This is a genomic window from Aeromonas sp. S5(2024), from assembly GCF_041403025.1.
Taxonomy (GTDB): domain Bacteria; phylum Pseudomonadota; class Gammaproteobacteria; order Enterobacterales; family Aeromonadaceae; genus Aeromonas; species Aeromonas hydrophila.
On record NZ_JBGLRI010000002.1, the window covers coordinates 532,283 to 547,079 of the forward strand.

Here is a 14,797-nt window from a genome sequence, read left to right on the forward strand (position 1 = left end):
CAAGGAAGCAGCTATGAGCAACGCCAATATGCTCCCCTCGCCCATTCTGGCTCTTTCCGGGATCGTCAAGACCTTCCCCGGGGTGCGTGCCCTCGATGAGGCGGGCCTCAAGGTCTATCCGGGTCAGGTGATGGCCCTGCTCGGCGAAAACGGCGCCGGCAAGTCGACCCTGATGAAGGTGCTGACCGGCATCTACCAGGCCGATGCGGGCAGCATCAGCTATCGCGGCCAGCCGGTTCACTTCAAGGGGCCGCGCGACTCTCAGGATCAGGGTATCAGCATCATCCACCAGGAGCTGAACCTGCTGCCGGAATTGTCGATCTCCGCCAACATCTTCCTCGGCCGCGAGCCCCGTACCCGTTTTGGCAGCATCGACCACAAGCAGTTGCGCGAACGGGCCAGCACCCTGCTGGCACGGCTTGGCGTCAAACACGGCCCGGATACCCGGCTCGGGGATCTCTCCATCGGTGAACAGCAGATGGTGGAGATCGCCAAGGCGCTGTCGTTCGATGCCAGCGTCATCATCATGGACGAGCCCACCGATGCTCTCACCGACACCGAGACCGAGCAGCTGTTCGTGGTTATCCGCGAGCTGCGTGAGCAGGGCTGCGGCATCGTCTACATCTCCCATCGCTTGAAGGAGATCTTCGAAATCTGTGATCGGGTCACCGTGCTGCGCGATGGCAAGTGGATCGGCGAGCAGGCGGTGAGCGAGCTCGACGAAGACAGGATCATCGAGATGATGGTGGGTCGCCGGCTGGAAGAGCAGTACCCGCGCCTAGCCCGCGAGCTCGGTCCGGTCAGCCTGCAGGTCAAGGATCTGGCCGGTCCCGGCGTGCGCGGAGTGAGCTTCTCCCTGCGTCAGGGTGAGATTCTGGGCTTCAGCGGCCTGATGGGGTCCGGGCGTACCGAGCTGATGAAGCTCATCTACGGTGCCAGCCCCATCAGCGCCGGTGACATTACCGTGGATGGCCATGCACTGGTCCCCAAGAGCCCGGCCGATGGCCTGGCCGCCGGCATCGCCTACATCTCCGAGGATCGCAAGGGCGACGGCCTGGTGCTGGAGCTGTCGGTGCGCGAAAACATGAGCTTGTGTGCCCTTGGCGAGTTCATCAGCCACGGCAAGATTGACGGCCAAGCCGAGCGCCAGGCGGTGGGCGACTATGTGCGCCTGTTCAACATCAAGACCCCGAGTCAGGATCAGCTGATCAAGCTCCTCTCCGGCGGCAACCAGCAGAAGGTCGCCATCGCCAAGGGACTGCTGACAAGGCCCAAGGTGCTGATCCTGGACGAGCCGACCCGCGGCGTCGATGTCGGCGCCAAGAAGGAGATCTATCAGCTCATCAACCAGTTCAAGAAGGAGGGGATGAGCATCATCCTGGTCTCCTCCGAAATGCCGGAAGTGCTCGGCATGAGTGATCGCATCATGGTGATGCACGAAGGGCGCATCAGCGCAGAATTCAACACCCGCGATGCCAATCAGGAGAAGCTGATGGCAGCGGCAGTCGGTAAACAGTGGCAAGCAGAGCAAGAGGCAGCACAATGACAACCCAAACCCTTTCCCGCCGCGGCGTCATGAGCAAGGCCTGGTGGATCGAGAACAAATCCCTGGTCGCGCTGCTGGTGCTGATCGGCGTGGTCTCCTTCCTGAGCCCCAACTTCTTCACCGCCGACAACCTGCTCAACATCCTGCGCCAGACCTCGGTCAACGCCATCATGGCGGTCGGCATGACGCTGGTTATCCTCACCGCCGGCATCGATCTGTCGGTCGGCTCGGTACTGGCCCTGTGCGGCGCCCTGGCCGCCACCATGGTGGCCATGGAGCTGCCCATCGCCCTGGTGATCCCCCTCACCCTGGGGGCCGGCGCCCTGCTTGGCGGCATCAGCGGCCTCATCATTGCCAAGGGCAAGGTACAGGCCTTCATCGCCACCCTGGTCACCATGACCGCCCTGCGTGGCGTTACCATGGTCTATACCGAGGGGCGCCCCATCTCCACCGGTTTCAGTGACGGCGCCGATCACTTCGCCTGGCTGGGTACCGGTTACCTGTTCGGTCTGCCGGTGCCCATCTGGCTGATGGCCATCGTCTTCCTGCTGGCCTGGTTCATGCTCAACCACACTCGCCTGGGCCGCTACATCTATGCCCTGGGCGGCAACGAATCGGCCACCCGCCTCTCCGGCATCAATGTGGACCGGGTGAAGCTCGCGGTGTATGGTCTGTGCGGCATGCTGTCGGCACTGGCCGGGCTCATCGTCACTTCCCGCCTCTCCTCCGCCCAGCCGACCGCCGGCATGGGGTACGAGCTGGATGCCATCGCCGCCGTGGTGCTGGGTGGCACCAGCCTGATGGGGGGCAAGGGCCGCATCATGGGTACCCTGATCGGTGCCTTGATCATCGGCTTCCTCAACAATGCCCTCAACCTGCTCGACGTATCGTCCTATTACCAGATGATCGCCAAGGCCAGCGTGATTTTGCTCGCCGTGATGATCGATAACAAAAGCAAGTAAGCACACACAAGGAATGAAATGATGAAAAAGCTCAATACCCTGCTCGCTGCCGCCATCATGTCCGTGCTGGGCACCGCCCAGGCCGCCGATCACACTCTGGCCATGGTGGTCTCCACCCTCAACAACCCCTTCTTCGTCACCATGAAGGAAGGGGCCGAAGCCAAGGCCAAGGAGCTTGGCTACGAGCTGGTGGTGCTGGACTCCCAGAATGACCCGGCCAAGGAGCTCTCCAACATGGAAGATCTCACCGTGCGCAAGGTCAACGCCATCCTGATCAACCCCACCGATTCCGAAGCGGTGGGCAACGCCATCCGGCTGGCCAACAAGGCCAACATCCCGGTGCTGACCCTGGACCGCGGCGCGGCGCAGGGTGACGTCAAGGCCCACATCGCCTCCGACAACGTGGCGGGTGGCAAACTGGCCGGCGATTTCATCACCCAGAAGCTGGGTGCCGGTGCCAAGGTGATCCAGCTGGAAGGGATCGCCGGTACCTCCGCCGCCCGTGACCGCGGCGAAGGCTTTGCCCTGGCCGTGGCCGCCAACAAGCTGGAAGTGCTGGCCTCCCAGCCCGCCGACTTTGACCGCACCAAGGGTCTGAACGTCATGGAGAACCTGCTGGCCGCCCACCCGAGCGTGCAGGCGGTGTTCGCCCAGAACGACGAGATGGCGCTGGGTGCCATCCGCGCCGTGCAGGCCGCCGGCAAAGAGGTGATGATCGTCGGCTTCGACGGCACCGACGATGGCAAGGCCGCCGTGGCCAAGGGTAAACTGGCCGCCACAGTGGCCCAGCAGCCCGCCCTGATCGGCGCCATCGGCGTGGAAACCGCCGACAAGGTGCTCAAGGGCCAGCCGGTGGAAAAATCCATCCCGGTTCCGCTGCAAGTGGTCAGCAAGTAAGTTGACGGGGGAGGTTCGCCTCCCCCTTTTCACTCAAGGTTGACGGTGTCTCCCGGCCTGGATCCGGCTTTCGTGTCCATGCCAAGATGCATCAGGAGTACTCAACATGAATCGTCTCGTCGTTCTGGGCAGTGTCAATGCAGACCACGTGCTGCGCGTTCCCCACTTTCCTCGCCCGGGTGAAACCCTGACCGGCCACAGCTATCAAGTGGTGCCCGGTGGCAAGGGCGCCAACCAGGCGGTGGCCGCCGCTCGGCTAGGTGCTGAAGTCTCCTTTATCGCCCGCATCGGTGATGACGCCATCGGCCACCAGATGAAGACCGGCTTTGCCAAAGACGGCATCGACGTGAGCGCCGTCGAGCTCGACCCCAAGCTCCCGACCGGGATTGCCATCATCTATGTGAGCGATGAGGGGGAGAACAGCATCGGCATCTCCGCCGAAGCCAACGGCGCCCTCACCCCATCCGTGGTGAAAAGCCATGACGCGATGATCGCCGCCGCCCATACCCTGCTGCTGCAGCTGGAAGTACCGCTCGAGAGCGTGCTGGAAGCCGCCCGCCTGGCCCGTGCCCACGGCACCCGGGTGGTGCTCAACCCCGCCCCCGCTCGTCCGCTCTCAAGCGAGCTGCTGGCACTGGTCGACCTCATCACCCCCAACCAGACCGAGGCCGAGCTGCTGACCGGCGTCAAGGTCACCGACGAGGCGAGCGCGGCCGAGGCGGCTGCCCGCTTCCACCAGATGGGCATCGGCGAAGTGATGATCACCTTGGGGTCGCAAGGAGTCTATTGCAGCAAGGGGCAGCAACACGCGCTCATCCCGGGTTTTCGGGTGAAAGCAGTAGACACCACGGCGGCCGGCGATACCTTCAACGGTGCCCTGCTGGCGGCCGAGCTCGCCGGCGCCGACTTTGACGCGGCCGTGCGCTTTGCCCACGGTGCCGCGGCGCTCTCCGTCACCCGGTTTGGTGCCCAGAGCTCCATTCCGAGCAAGCAGGAGGTCGACGCCTTCCTGCTTGAGCAGACTGCGCAGGGGCACTGATGGCCAATATCAAGGAGGTGGCGGCGCTGGCGGGGGTGTCGACCACCACCGTCTCCCACGTCATCAACGAGACCCGCTTCGTCGCCGAGGAGACCCGCGAGCGGGTCTTCGCCGCCATGCGCGAGCTCAACTATGCCCCAAGCCTGGTGGCCCGCAGCCTCAAGGTGAAGGAGACCAACAGTATCGGCATGCTGGTCACCACCTCCAGCAACCCCTTCTTTGCCGAGGTGGTGCGCGGGGTGGAGCGTTACTGCTTCGAGCAGGGCTACAACCTGATGCTGGGCAACACCGAGGGCCAGGCCGAGACGGCGCTCTCCTACCTCAAGATGATGCTGCGCAAGCGGGTCGACGGCCTGCTCATCATGTGCAGCGAGGGGCAGCAGGAGGTGTTCAACCAGCTCGACTGGCTCAAGAGCCTGCCGGTGGTGGTGATGGACTGGGGGATGGAGAGTGCCGACGTGGACCTCATCGCCGACAACTCCCATCGCGGCGGCTACCTGGCGACCCGCCACCTGCTCGGACTGGGTCACACCGCCATCGGCTGCATCACAGGCCCCCACAGCCGCGCCCCCGCCAACCAGCGTCAGGCAGGCTTCGAGCAGGCGATGCAGGAGGCCGGGCTCACCGTCAACCCACAGTGGGTTCAGGAGGGTGACTTCGACTGCGCCAGCGGTCATCAGGCGATGACCCGCCTGCTGGCGCTGCCCGAGCGCCCCAGCGCGCTGTTCGTCTGCAACGACATGATGGCGATGGGGGCCATCAGCGCCGCTCATCAGGCTGGGCTGGTGATCCCGCGCGATCTCTCCATCGTCGGCTATGACAACGTGGCGCTGGCCGAATTCATGTCGCCGCCGCTCACCACCGTCAATCAGCCGAAAGAGGAGCTGGGCCGCCTCGCTGTCACCCGGCTGCTGGCGCGCATCAATGGCGAGACGGTGGCGGATCATCTGATCACCGTCGACCCCGACCTGGTGATCAGGGACTCCTGCGCCCCCCGCCCCTGACATTCACCTGCAATACCTGCAATACCTGCAATACCTGCAATAAAAGCGCAAGGCGACCCTGGGGTCGCCTTGCTGCGTGTTGTCTCTGGCCGGTTCAATACCACCATTTGTGCTCAGGCCCGCTGCCTTGCCTCACCGCCCGCCAGCACCTGCAGTTGCATCAGCCCCAGTCGCCGGGCCAGCGGCTGCAACAGCTCGCTGTGCTCCGCGTCATCTGGCAACCAATAGCGGACAGGCCAGCCGGCCGCCAGCTGGGCCGGGGTGGCGCTGCCAATGTCTCTGAGCGCCAGGATGCACCCCTGCTGCCGCAATCCCGCCAGCAAGGCTGCATCCAGCAACAGCGTCGGCACCAGCAGCACCAGCGGCCTGCGGGAGGAGTCCGGCAGATAGGCCACGACATGGGCCAGCTGGGCCTGGTTGTCGAGCGGGAGCAGCAACGCCCGCCCATCGGCATGCTGCGCCTCGTGCGCTTGCAGCAACCGGGCCAGCACGGGACCCAGCACGCCGCACTCCTGCAGCCAGCGCATGGGACAGGGCGCCCCCTGCTCACGCCAGTAGAGCGTCATTTGCCACAGGTCGTTGTCCTGCCCGTCCGTCAGCCCCTGCAACGCCACTCGCAGCGGCGCAGGCTCGCGCCCGGCCAGCCAGCCCCGCAGTTGATGAAGCTGATGCTGGCTCAGCTGCAACTGCTGCAGCATGGCCGGTTCGAACCAGCAGATGTCCCCCTCCTGGCTGCGCTTGGCCTGATTGAGAGCCAGGATGGCCTGATCCAGCAGCCGGCCGGCATCTTGCTGCTGCGCCTTGGCGACCCCGAGCCGACAGGCCAGATCGAAGCTGCACTCCCGGGTCACGAACTCGAAATGGAGCAGGCTCACCAGCTCATGAATGCGGGTTTCCAGCGCGCCATCCGCGCTGGTCAACACCACCGCAAACTCGTCGCCACCGAGCCGGTAGGCATGGCCACCGTGGGCTTGCTGCAGCTTGTCGGCCACCGCCTGCAACAGTCGATCTCCGACCTGATAGCCGAGCAGATCATTGACCTGCTTGAAGCGCTTGAGATCGAGCACCACCAGGGCGCTCGCCTCGCCGGCATGCAGGGCGCGGGAGAGCTGCTCCTGCAGGGCACGGCGGTTGCCAAGCCGGGTCAGGGGATCGAGCAGGGCGAGCCGGCGATTCGCCAGGTTGGCGCGAATGAGGGCGGCCACCAGGGCGCCGCCGGTCAGCAGCAGGATCAGTTGCCAGATCTGCAGCCAGAACAGGCTGCTGCGGATCTGGCTGACCGAATGCTCTCGCTCCTGGCCGGAGAGGATCTGATCCCCAATCTGCTCGATGAGGTGGGTCTGGCTGGCGATCGCCTCCTGCAAGCGGGCAAGCTCGGCCCCCTCGCGCAGCGCGCCGGCCTCCATCTGGGGTTCGAGCTGCTTGATCTGCTCGAACAGTCCGGCCAGCGCCTTGCCGAGCCCGTGCCGCTGGCGCGCCTCGGCGGTTTCGCTGCTGATGAGAAAGATATCGAGCCGGTTCCACAGCAGATCGTAATCGAGGCTCAGGGTCTCCATCGTCAGCCGGCCGGCCCGGTAGAGCTGCAGGTCGTAGAGGAAACGCTGGGATTCCAGCATCACCTGGCTGATGTTCCAGTGGATATTGCGGTAGAAGGTATCGACCAGCTGCTCCTGGCGATGCTGCAGATAGAGGCTGCTGCCCGAGGAGAGCAGAAACAGCAGCGACACCGCAACCAACAGCAGTTTGTGGCGGGATAGCCCCATCAATCGACGATCTCGATGCGGGTTACCTGCCACACCATGCAGTTGTGGATGGCAGGCACGTCCAGCTTGGGGTAGGTGGTAAACGGAATGAGCAGCCAGAGCGGGCCCTTGTTGCGCCGGGTCAGCGGCTTGCCGTCCTCCTGGCGCACCAGGGTCAGCGGCACGCCGTCGAACAGAGCCAGATCCACCACCTGCTGATAGCCGTTGAGGGCCGAGACGGCGATCTTGCGGGCATCCAGGATCCCTTGCGCCGCCAGCACGGCCGCCAGGGTCGGCCCGCGATAGTGGTGGGCGCCCTGGGTCCAAGGGGTAGTGGTGGTGAATTCGGTCTGCGGCAGGGCGGACAGGGCCGCCTCATCGAGGGTCACTTGCTGGCCGCCTGGCAGCACCAGGGTCATCAGGGGGATCGAGGCCGATGCGCCGGCACTGGCCAGCATCAGGAGGAAAAAAGCGATCCATTGCTTTACTGCGGTCATGGTAATTTGCGCCAACTGCGTCCCATTTTTTGTGGCTGCCAGTGTGGCGATTTCACCGATTCATTGCAACTGTCCAGTCGCACAATAGCTCAGGAACCGCGCATCTCCATCCAGTTATGGCCCTCGATCTGCGCCGGCTGGTGGACGCCGCAGCTTTGCAGCAGCTCATCCACGTAGGCCGGTACCAGCAGCGAGGCTGGACCGTAGCGCTTCTCGTCAAACTGGCTGCCCACTTCGCTCGGTTCGAGATTGAGCTCGATGGTGTGGGCCCCGTTCAATCCCGCCTCGTGCACGAAACCGGCTGCCGGATAGACGGCGCCCGAGGTGCCGATGGAGATGAACAGATCGCACTGGGCCAGCGCGCTGTAGATGCGATCCAGCCCGAGCGGCATCTCGCCGAACCAGACCACGTGCGGGCGCAGCGGCTGGGGAAACTGGCAGCAGGTGCACAACTCCTCCTGCTGCAGATCGCCGCGCCACTCGATCACCTGGCCCGAGCCCGGGCAGCGCGCCTTGAGCAGCTCCCCGTGCATGTGAATGAGGTTCTTGCTGCCGGCGCTCTCGTGCAGATTGTCGATATTCTGGGTCACCAGGGTGACGCAGCCCGGCAGCAGGCGCTCGAGCCGGGCCAGCGCATAGTGAGCCGGATTGGGGTGGATGTGGGGTTGCTGCAGCTGGTGGCGGCGGGAGTTGTAAAAGCCCTGCACCAGGGCGGGATCCCGTGCGTAGCCCTCAGGCGTCGCCACGTCTTCGACCCTGTGTTCTTCCCACAGACCGTCACAGGCGCGAAAGGTCTTGATGCCCGACTCGGCCGAGATCCCGGCACCGGTAAGAATGACGATGTGTTTCGCTGACTGCACCATGACTGACTCCCTCTGACGACCTCTCTGGCTGACCTTAGCACAGGGTGAAAAACCGGCCTATTCGCCCTTGGTCTTATGACGCGGTTACAGGGTGTCGAGCACGCTCAGATCGAGTCGCACGAACACCAGCTCCCGTCCCGTCACCAGGGTGAGCGGCAAGCCCAGCCCGCGCAGCAGCGCCAGCATGGGGCGATTCTGGGGCAGCACCTCCGCCATCCACTCGCGAATGCCTTCGGCGCGCGCCAGCAAGGCCAGCGCCAGCAGGATGCGCCGCCCCGCCCCCCGGTGCTGGAAGTGATCGGCGACGATGCAGGAGAACTCGGCCCGATCCGGGTGCAGCCGCCGCCGGATGGACTGGGCCTGGGCCAGTGGTCGCCCCTGACCATCGGTCAGCAGCAGCCCGATCTGGTGCTCCTTGGGATAATCGAGGAAGAAGGCGAGCTGCTCGTCACTCGGGATCTGCTTGGCGCGCATGAAACGCAGGTAGACACTCTGTTCACTGAGCTCGCCATAGGCGGCCCTGATCCGCTCGGGATCGGCCCCCGCCAGCTCCTGCAAGCGGCAGGGAATGCCCCCCACTTCCATCATCAGCGGCAGGGCTGCCCGCGAATGAGGATGCAGCCAGCCAGCCAGGGCGCGTCGCAGCCGGGCCTCGTCCGGTGGCCAGCAGAGGTAGCGGGCCACCTTCTACCAGCGCCCCGCCACGCCCTGATCGCGCCACAGATTGCTGTCCAGCAGGTTGAAGGGATCGTCCAGATAGAGGGCAATCCCGAGCTCCCTGGCCCGGTTGATGAAGCGCCCCAGCAGGGAGTCCGGGGTCATGGCTTCCAGTCCGGGCAGCAGACTCTGTCCCAGCAGCAGGTGCTGCAGCGGCATCCGCTCCAGCAAGTCGAACGGAATGTGCTGATCGTTGTCCAGCAGCAGTGCCAGCTTGGCCCCCGCCAGACTGGCCTGCAGCACCAGGGCAAAACGCTCCGCCTGGCTCAGCAGGTGGTCGCGCCGGTGGATGAGCAGGGTGAGCTCGCCAGGCTCCCGGCCCTGCTGGAGCAGCCACTCGCGTACCCGCTCCCAGCGCGGCGGCAAGCCGGTCACCGCCAGCCAGATGGGCAAGGGCGACGGGGGATCGGACAAGAGCCCGAGCAGCCCTTTCTCTTCCCCCTGCCAAGTACGGATGGTGCGGCGTAGGCCGCTCAAGCGACGCTGACGCTGCGGCCCCAGGTAGAGCGTCTTGAGCAGCCGCAGCAGATCGTCGGCCAGCAGCGGCTTGGCCAGGGCGGCCAGCACGTTGAAACCGGCGTCGTGCAGCAGGCGACGAGCGCCGTCGATCAGAGTCTGATCGTGGGCCGAGAGCAACACGATGGGCAAGCCACTGTGCTGGTATTGGGGCTGGCTCATCAGCAGGCTGATGGCATCCTGCTCCACCAGACTGAGATCGCTCACCAGCAGCTTGACCTCGCCGCTGGCCAGCGCCTTGATGCAGGCGTTGCCATCCTGCACCCACTGACAGGGCACCCCCAGCCCCTTGATCTCCTGCTGGATGTGGGCCCCCTGAAACGGGTGATCCTCCAGCAGCAGCACCTGGGTCTGGGCCAGCCACTCCTGCCACGCCAGGTAGCGGCCATTGACCCCCGCCAGCCAGTCGTCAGTGAGGCGATAGACACCCTCGGCCTGCGCCGTCAGCTGCGGCAGATAGTCAGCCCCCACATGGGAGTCGGGATCGAACAGGGCGATGGCACCGGCGGCAAACAGCCCTTCCCACTGCCAGCAGGCATCGGGGCGGGTACGGCGCAAGGTGGCGAACTCGGGCAGCTCGACGGCCTTTGCCGTCCGATAGGCGACCCCATCCAGGGCGTAGATGGTCACGGGGTGGAACAGGCGCTCGTCCGTCTCTTCCGAGTTCAGCAACGCCAGTAACTCTTCATCTGTGATGATCATGTCAGAGCCTCTCACGTAGTCGCCGGCACACCTCATCCAGAGCTTGCCGCAGCGGGGGTAGCAGGGGTTGCCGTGGCTCCCGTTTCCACTGCTCGATCACCTGAACAAGCGGGGTGGCTCCCACCATTTTGGCGGCCCCCTTCATCTTGTGTAAAGCGGCTTCAAGTGCCATCTCGTCCCCTTGTGTGACGCAGCGCTCAATGTCGGCCAGATCCTGCCCGGTTGCGTCCAGATAGAGCGGGATAAGCTCCGGCGCCAGCAGCGACACCTCCCGCGCTGCCCAGATCTCCCCTTCAGCCGGCAGATCGCTTTGAGGGGGTGACTCGGGTGCGGGCACCAAGTCGGGCTCACCCAGGCCGCGCAGCAGATTGGCCAAGTCTTTGAGCAGCAGCGGCTTGTCCAGATGCCCGCGACAACCACAGCTGGCCAGTTGCGCCGCCGCCTGCTCGCTGAGATCGGCGGTGATGACATAGGTGGGCAGATGCTGCCAGCGCGGCGAGTCGCGCAGCTGGCGGCAGAGTTCGGCGCCGTCCATCACCGGCATCTGCAGGTCGGTCAACACCAGATCGACCGTCTCATGCTGCAGGATATCGAGCGCCAGCTGGCCGTTGGCCGCGCTGATCACCCGGGCCCCCAGCTGGGTCAGCTGCATGCTGATCAACACCCGGTTCACCTCGTGATCTTCGACCAGCAGCACCCGCATCCCCTGCCCCGGCAGCGTGATCATGCCCTGGCTAGAGGGCACCAGCCTTGGCTGCATCAGGCTCACTACCGAACCCGGCACCCAGGGTTCCCCCTGCCAGTCCCAGTAGCGCAGCCCCTGCTCATCCAGCCGGACGCTCAATACCGGGCCGGCCGGATCATCCTGCAAATCCAGCTCGCCCAGCCAGGGCAGCAGATAGTCCCGCTCCGCCTCGCCGAGTTGCACATGCACGTTGGCCACCCTTGGCCGCCAGCGCGGCATCTCCTGCAGCAGCACCAGGGGCAGCGCACAGAGGAAACGGCTGCCACCGGTCGGCCGCGGCTCGACCCGGATCTCGCCCCCCATCTGCTCCATCAGCTGGCGACAGATGGCAAGTCCGAGCCCGGTGCCCTGGGCCCGCGGCTGACCCGCTTCCCCGCCCTGCTCAAAGGGCAGGAACAGACGCGGCAGCAGCTCGGCACTGATACCCGGCCCCTCGTCGTCCACTCCGCACAACAGCTGGGAGCCAGCGCGGCGGGCCCACAGCACCACCTCGCCACGGGAGCTGAACTTGATGGCATTGGCCAGCAGGTTGTGCAGCACCTGCTGCACGCGGTGCGGATCCAGCTCTACCTGGGCGGGCAGTCGATGATCGAGATCCAGCCGCAGTTGCAGTCGCTTGGAGCGGGCCTTGGACCAGTGCACGGCCGCCACGTGCTCGCATAAGTCCACCAGATCGGTGGGTTGCAGCGAGAGCGCCAGCTGCCGGTTCTCGTTGCGGCTGAAGTCCAGCACGTCGTTGAGCAGGCCCAGCAGCTCGTCCCCCGCCTGGCGAACGTGGGCCAGTGCCGAGCGCTGCTCGGCATTGAGGGAGGTGTGGCTGAGCCACTCCAGCAGCCCCAGAATGGCGTTCATGGGGGTACGAATTTCGTGGCTTACCGCCGCGAGGAAACGCCCCTTGGCCAGCACCGCCTGCTCGGCCCGCTCGTGGGAGGCCTGCAGCGCCTGCTCTTGCTCGACCCGGGTCGTCACATCCTGCACCACCCCGTACACCCGCCAGCCCTGTTCGGACTGGCTGCGCCCCCGGCCGTAGAACTGCAGCCAGCGGGTGCCCTTGCCCGGGTGCTCATAGCGCAGCGCGTAGGAAAAAGGCTGACCGGCCTGCAGCATCTCCAGCATGGGGGCCTTCATCTTGCGCCTATCATGTTGATCCAGCCGGCCCAGCGCCTGACCGGGATTGCGGCGGATCTGCTGGCTGGCCAGCCCCAGTAGCTCGTAGCTGCCACGGCTGATGAACTCTACCTGGGCGATGCCTTCCCGCTGCAGCAGGAACTGGATCACCACCCCGGGCACCGTATTGGTCAATGCCCGCAGGCGGCGCTCGGCCTGACGCAGCAAGCGGGTGCGCTCACGCAGGGCGCTGATGTTGGAAAGCGCGATGAGATCTCCCGCCGGCGACTGCTTGCCAAGCTGAAGCGGGATCTGGGCATAGGAGTAGACCTGATCGCCCAGGGCCATCTCACCCTCGCCCCCCTGCAACTGGGCCTCTGGCAGGTGTAGTTCGGCCAGGTAGCGCGCTTCCAGCCGCTTGGCCTGCTTGTTGCGCTTGATGATCTCGCCCTGGTTGTCCCGCAGAAACACCGGCACCGGCAGCGCCTGGAACAGGGACTCCCTGAATTGGCTCTCCAGCGCCAGGGTCTGCTCCATCTCCTGACGCTGGCTCACTTCCCGGGCCAGCTGCTGGCGGGAGCGCCAGATCAGCCAGATGACGCCGGCACTGATCAACAGCGCCAGCGACACCGATCCCAGCCAGATCCCGTAGCTGACCCCAGCTTGCTGGGTCAGCACCAGCCGGCGCCAGCGCTGATTGAGATCGTCGTTCTGCCTGCTGGTGAAGGCCATCAGGCTCTGCTCCATCACCCCGGCGAGCCGTGGGCTGTGATGGCTGATGGCAAAGCCCAGCCCGAAGCGCTGAGGTAGCTCCCTGATATCCAGTCCGTCCAGCTGATTGTTGCGAAGCGGGTATTGCAGCTGGTAGAGCTCGGCCAGCATGGCGTCGGCCTCGCCGCTTTGCACCGCCGCAAGCCCCTGCGCCAGGGTGTCGCTTTTGCGCCAATGATGTTCGCCACCCAGCCGGGCCAGCATCCCTTCGTCATAGAGGGTGGCAGGCACCACGATGTCGCCCTTCACCGCCGCCAGCGTGTCGAACGACTTCGCCTTGCGACTGACCAGGGCATAGCGATTGAGCGCCATGATGCGGGTGAAGTCGAAGGCATCGGTCAGCGCCGGCGTCTCCAGCAGGCCGGCCATCATGTCTGCCTCGCCGCTGCGCAGCTTGGCCAGCGCTTCTTCCTTGCTGGCGGTGGGGATCACGTGGAAGTTGAGGCCGGTCTGCTGGCTCACCTGCCGCAGTACGTCGGCGCTCCACCCCTTGAGTTCCCCCTGCTCATCGAGACCGCTGTAGGGCATGAAATCCGGGTTGACGACCAGCTTGATGGCACGGGAGGTACCGACCAGCCAGGCCTGCTCCTTGTCAGTGAAGTGAAGCGGGTTGATGTCCTGCTCCCCCTGCGCCAGATAACGGTCCAGATCCTTGTAAAGGGCACCGGGCGGCAGATAGCGGATGGCGGTATCGATGAGCTCGCGCAGTTCCGGCTGGTCGCGCATCATCAGCCGGTAGCTCACCACCAGTTCATCGCTGCGCAGGCGGCGCAGCCGCAGCCCCTGATCCGGGTATTCGCGCATCAGGTAGCGCAGTTGCAGATAGTCACCGAGGTAGGCGGTCCCCTTGCCGGCCGCCAGCGCCGCATACCAGTTGTCCGCCTCGGTCAGGGGCAGCTGGGTTGAGCGGGGATAAAGTGCCTTGAGCACCTCGTTCGCCTGCCAGATGGGGGACACCAGGAAGATCGCCCGTTCCAGATCACCGCGATAGAGGATGGCGGACTCGGCCTCCAGCATGGCACGACTGAGCGCCATGCCCGGCAGGGCCTGCAATGAAGGACCGACATTGGGAATGAGATCGCAGCGCCCCTCCAGCAAGCCACGCTGCACCGCCGACCAGTTGGGCAGCTTCTCATGCAGGAGCGGAAAAGGGAGCTGCTCTGCCAACCGCTCCATCTGATCGATCAGCAAGCCTCCCGACTCCTCGAGATAAGGCGGCCGGATCAGCGCCGGATAACAGATGGTCAGCGACTTGGTGGCATCGGCATACGCCTTGGCCGCCGGAGAGAGGGGAAGATCCATCGCCTGCAGTGGCGCAGCCAGCAGCAGGCCTAACAATAGGCTGGTTTTTCTCATGAAAAAATAAAAGCCAGGCAGCTGCCTGGCTTTTTGTCACTCGTTGGGCTCAACATTTTCGACCCTGGCCTTGAGCTTCTGACCAGGGCGGAAGGTGACCACCCGCCGGGCGCTGATAGGAATATCTTCGCCGGTTTTCGGGTTACGTCCAGGACGCTGGTTCTTCTCACGAAGATCAAAGTTACCGAAGCCTGAAATCTTGACTTGTTCACCACGCTCAAGCGCTTGTCTGATCTCTTCAAAGAAGGCTTCCACCATATCTTTGGCTTCACGCTTGCTCATCCCGAGCTGGGTGAACAGGTGCTCTGCAATGTCGGCTTTGGTAAGCGCCAT

The 14,797-nt window shown here is 64.8% G+C and carries 12 protein-coding genes; 5 read left to right on the forward strand and 7 right to left on the reverse strand.

Annotated features, from left to right (window positions below):
• The first annotated feature begins 13 nt into the window (after positions 1-13).
• The 5 genes from rbsA (at position 14) to ACB032_RS06220 (ending at position 5,448) form a co-directional block, all read left to right on the forward strand.
• Positions 14-1,546 (forward strand): ribose ABC transporter ATP-binding protein RbsA, encoded by a 1,533-nt coding sequence (gene rbsA / locus ACB032_RS06200; RefSeq protein ID WP_371137572.1) that lies wholly within the window; start codon positions 14-16, stop codon positions 1,544-1,546.
• Entirely contained in the window at positions 1,543-2,508 is a 966-nt protein-coding gene (gene rbsC, locus ACB032_RS06205) for a ribose ABC transporter permease (RefSeq protein WP_011706157.1), read from the forward strand. The genes rbsA and rbsC overlap by 4 nt, the downstream gene beginning before the upstream one ends.
• A 21-nt stretch (positions 2,509-2,529) precedes the next feature.
• Entirely contained in the window at positions 2,530-3,405 is an 876-nt protein-coding gene (gene rbsB, locus ACB032_RS06210; RefSeq protein WP_010634030.1) for a ribose ABC transporter substrate-binding protein RbsB, read from the forward strand.
• A 106-nt stretch (positions 3,406-3,511) separates the two neighbouring features.
• Positions 3,512-4,444 carry a ribokinase gene (rbsK, locus tag ACB032_RS06215; protein WP_336752886.1) on the forward strand — a complete coding sequence of 311 codons (933 nt, stop codon included), beginning with the start codon at positions 3,512-3,514 and terminating at the stop codon, positions 4,442-4,444.
• Entirely contained in the window at positions 4,444-5,448 is a 1,005-nt protein-coding gene (locus tag ACB032_RS06220) for a substrate-binding domain-containing protein (RefSeq protein WP_371137573.1), read from the forward strand. The genes rbsK and ACB032_RS06220 overlap by 1 nt, the downstream gene beginning before the upstream one ends.
• Before the next feature lie 113 nt (positions 5,449-5,561).
• On the opposite strand, the gene ACB032_RS06225 is transcribed toward ACB032_RS06220, so the two are convergent.
• From ACB032_RS06225 to ihfA, 7 genes are all read right to left on the reverse strand, one after another.
• Positions 5,562-7,211, reverse strand: a complete 1,650-nt coding sequence (locus ACB032_RS06225) for a diguanylate cyclase domain-containing protein (protein WP_371137574.1) — start codon at positions 7,209-7,211, stop codon at positions 5,562-5,564.
• Positions 7,211-7,687 carry a hypothetical protein gene (locus ACB032_RS06230; protein ID WP_043119653.1) on the reverse strand — a complete coding sequence of 159 codons (477 nt, stop codon included), beginning with the start codon at positions 7,685-7,687 and terminating at the stop codon, positions 7,211-7,213. Before ACB032_RS06230 ends, ACB032_RS06225 begins: the two co-directional genes overlap by 1 nt.
• A gap of 89 nt (positions 7,688-7,776) precedes the next feature.
• Complete coding sequence (gene cobB / locus ACB032_RS06235) at positions 7,777-8,550, reverse strand: Sir2 family NAD+-dependent deacetylase (RefSeq protein ID WP_270812386.1); 774 nt, start codon at positions 8,548-8,550, stop codon at positions 7,777-7,779.
• An 84-nt stretch (positions 8,551-8,634) separates the two neighbouring features.
• Positions 8,635-9,234, reverse strand: coding sequence for a GNAT family N-acetyltransferase (locus ACB032_RS06240; protein WP_166464570.1), 600 nt, complete (start codon positions 9,232-9,234; stop codon positions 8,635-8,637).
• Positions 9,235-9,237: 3 nt separating this feature from the next.
• Positions 9,238-10,485 carry a response regulator gene (locus ACB032_RS06245; protein WP_219253051.1) on the reverse strand — a complete coding sequence of 416 codons (1,248 nt, stop codon included), beginning with the start codon at positions 10,483-10,485 and terminating at the stop codon, positions 9,238-9,240.
• A 1-nt stretch (position 10,486) separates the two neighbouring features.
• Entirely contained in the window at positions 10,487-14,446 is a 3,960-nt protein-coding gene (locus ACB032_RS06250; protein ID WP_371137606.1) for an ATP-binding protein, read from the reverse strand.
• Between the two features lie 54 nt (positions 14,447-14,500).
• Complete coding sequence (gene ihfA / locus ACB032_RS06255; protein WP_005300715.1) at positions 14,501-14,797, reverse strand: integration host factor subunit alpha; 297 nt, start codon at positions 14,795-14,797, stop codon at positions 14,501-14,503.

What these genes read in the sequence shown, in the direction of transcription:
- rbsA (WP_371137572.1), top strand. Translation starts at nt 14, where the DNA reads ATGAGCAACGCCAATATGCTCCCCTCGCCCATTCTGGCTCTTTCCGGG.
- rbsC (WP_011706157.1), top strand. Translation starts at nt 1,543, where the DNA reads ATGACAACCCAAACCCTTTCCCGCCGCGGCGTCATGAGCAAGGCCTGG.
- rbsB (WP_010634030.1), top strand. Translation starts at nt 2,530, where the DNA reads ATGAAAAAGCTCAATACCCTGCTCGCTGCCGCCATCATGTCCGTGCTG.
- rbsK (WP_336752886.1), top strand. Translation starts at nt 3,512, where the DNA reads ATGAATCGTCTCGTCGTTCTGGGCAGTGTCAATGCAGACCACGTGCTG.
- ACB032_RS06220 (WP_371137573.1), top strand. Translation starts at nt 4,444, where the DNA reads ATGGCCAATATCAAGGAGGTGGCGGCGCTGGCGGGGGTGTCGACCACC.
- ACB032_RS06225 (WP_371137574.1), bottom strand. Translation starts at nt 7,211, where the DNA reads ATGGGGCTATCCCGCCACAAACTGCTGTTGGTTGCGGTGTCGCTGCTG.
- ACB032_RS06230 (WP_043119653.1), bottom strand. Translation starts at nt 7,687, where the DNA reads ATGACCGCAGTAAAGCAATGGATCGCTTTTTTCCTCCTGATGCTGGCC.
- cobB (WP_270812386.1), bottom strand. Translation starts at nt 8,550, where the DNA reads ATGGTGCAGTCAGCGAAACACATCGTCATTCTTACCGGTGCCGGGATC.
- ACB032_RS06245 (WP_219253051.1), bottom strand. Translation starts at nt 10,485, where the DNA reads ATGATCATCACAGATGAAGAGTTACTGGCGTTGCTGAACTCGGAAGAG.
- ihfA (WP_005300715.1), bottom strand. Translation starts at nt 14,797, where the DNA reads ATGGCGCTTACCAAAGCCGACATTGCAGAGCACCTGTTCACCCAGCTC.